We start from the raw sequence: 2,263 nt of genomic DNA on the forward strand, positions 1-2,263 counted from the left end.
GCCCACGACGCCGTGCCCGCCAGGTGGCGCCAGGCCGAGCGCGCCAATGACGGCGTCGCGCCGTCCCGGGACGTCACGCGCAGGCCGAGCAACCGCTTGCCGGGACTGCCCTGCCAGCGCGACCGCTCTCCCGCCACGTGCCACGCGGCGCCCACCAACCCGAAGGCGAACGAAGCCGGCAACAGCCACCGCCAGGTCGCGAGCTGGAGCGTCGCCGTGGCGTCGGTGATCCGCGGGTCGTGCATCAACGCAATCGCAAGTCCGTGCAGCGGCGTGCCGTCGACGATCGCGCGTGCGGCCAGCTCGCCCGCCAGCCGCAGCAGGGCTTCGGTCGCTTCACAGAGGTGGACGCTTGCCGGGTGCAGCCACCGCCACCCCAGCAGCATCGCCAGCGGTGCGATGCACGCCGCGTCGATCGACCAGGCCGCGGCCCGGTGCCAGAAGCCGGCGGGCGCCGCCGTTGCCGCCCGGCCCATGCTCAGGACGTGGGCGCCGACCCGCGCGGGGCGAGCCAGCGCGATGCGACGATCCCCAGTTCGTACAGCAGGCACATCGGAATCGCGAGCATCAGTTGCGAGATCACGTCGGGCGGGGTGATGACCGCCGCGACGATGAAGATGCCCACCACCGCGTAGCCGCGCGACTCGCGCAACTGGGCCGGCGTCACCCAGCCCAGCAGGGTCGCGATGACGAGCGCCACCGGCAGCTCGAAACTGGCGCCGAAGGCGAGGAACAGCACCAGCACGAAGTCCAGGTAGGCGTTGATGTCGGTCATCATCGCGACGCCGTCGGGCGCGACCTTGACCAGGAACCCGAACACCGCCGGCAGCACCAGGAAGTACGCGAACGCACAGCCGGCGTAGAACAGCGCCACCGACGAGGCCAACAGCGGCATCGCCAGGCGCTTTTCGCGCTGGTACAGGCCCGGCGCCACGAAGGCCCACGCCTGGTACAGCAGCCAGGGCGTGGTCAGCATCAGCGCGGTGAAGAACGCCAGCTTGACCGGGGCGAAGAACGGGCTGGCCACTTCGACCGCGATCAGTTGGCCACCGGCCGGGAGCTTGGCCAGCAACGGCTGGGCCAGCCAGGCGTAGAGGTCGTTGCCGAATGGCAGCAGCACCAGCGTCACCAGCACCAGCCCGGCCACTGCACGCAGCAGGCGGGCGCGCAGCTCAAGCAGATGGTCGAGCAGGCGGGGCCCGGCGCTGGCGTCGGACCCGTTGTCGATGTCCGGCGCCGCGTCGCGGTGGCCGTGGCCCGTCATCGCCCGTCGACCCGCACGCGCCGTGGCGCATCGGAGGCACCGTCCACGTGCTGGCCGGGCGGCGGGTCGCCGGGATGGCCGGGGTCGGTTTCGGGAGCGGGGTCGGGATCGCGGCGTTCCGGCGGCGGCGAGCCGGGTTCACGGCGTTCGGGCGCATCCGGGTCCGGGTCGCCCTGTGGCGCATCGCCCGGTTGCGGGTCGCGCCGCACCGGCCCGGAAGGGCCGGGTTCGGCCGGTCCGGGCGGCGTCCGTTCGGGTGACGTCGGTTCGGAATGCGCGGCCGCGGCATCAGGCGCGAAGCTGCGCTGGAGGGCCTGGCCACCTTCGTGCAGTTGCGCACGCGCGGCGCGCAGTTCGGCTTCGGTGGCGCGCAGACTGCGACGCAACTCCTCGTCGGCCAGCTCCGTCTCGAGTTCGGACTTCACCGAGTACCACTGGGCCTTAGCGCGCCGGATCCACAAGCCGGCGAACCGCGCCGCGCGCGGCAGGCGCTCGGGCCCCAGCACGATCAGCGCCACGACCGCGACCAGGAACAGCTCGGAAAAGCCGATGTCGAACATGACGGCGGACGCAGCGCGCCGTTACGGGCGACGGATCTGGTCGTCGTCGCGCGCGGCATCGCGGTCGCTGGTGGCCGTTTCGTCGCGGCGGCGCTCGTCGGGCACGCGATCGTCGGACAGGCGTGCGGCCGGCTTGTCATCGTCGGCGACGCCCTGCTTGAAGCCCTTGACCGCTTCGCCCAGGTCCTTGCCGACGTTCTTCAGGCGCTTGGTGCCGAACACCAGCACCACGATCACCAGCACGACCAACCAGTGCCAGATGCTGAAACTGCCCATCGCAATGATGCTCGCCGGGAAGAGGGATGCGGAGGATACCGCAAGCCCCGTGACCGCCGTGCCCGCGGGCCTTACGGCACGGGCGGCAGCGGCTCGGTGCGGACCGGGTCGTAGGGGCTGTCGACCGGCTCGAACGGCTGCGGCTGCGGCTGCGTGGTCGGCG

At 72.1% G+C, this 2,263-nt stretch carries 4 protein-coding genes; all 4 read right to left on the reverse strand.

All coding sequences use genetic code 11. The features are described 5' to 3' along the window. A partial coding sequence (locus ACKVMH_RS13295) for an RDD family protein (protein WP_412700636.1) occupies positions 1-476 on the reverse strand: 476 nt, incomplete at its 3' end. Between the two features lie 2 nt (positions 477-478). Further along, complete coding sequence (tatC, locus tag ACKVMH_RS13300) at positions 479-1,264, reverse strand: twin-arginine translocase subunit TatC (protein ID WP_412700637.1); 786 nt, start codon at positions 1,262-1,264, stop codon at positions 479-481. Then, positions 1,261-1,824, reverse strand: coding sequence for a Sec-independent protein translocase protein TatB (gene tatB, locus ACKVMH_RS13305; RefSeq protein WP_412700638.1), 564 nt, complete (start codon positions 1,822-1,824; stop codon positions 1,261-1,263). Before tatB ends, tatC begins: the two co-directional genes overlap by 4 nt. 21 nt (positions 1,825-1,845) lie before the next feature. Next, complete coding sequence (gene tatA, locus ACKVMH_RS13310; protein WP_412700639.1) at positions 1,846-2,100, reverse strand: Sec-independent protein translocase subunit TatA; 255 nt, start codon at positions 2,098-2,100, stop codon at positions 1,846-1,848. Positions 2,101-2,263 lie beyond the last annotated feature (163 nt).

It is taken from the genome of Lysobacter zhanggongensis (assembly GCF_046638635.1).
GTDB classification, from domain to species: Bacteria; Pseudomonadota; Gammaproteobacteria; order Xanthomonadales; family Xanthomonadaceae; genus Novilysobacter; species Novilysobacter luteus.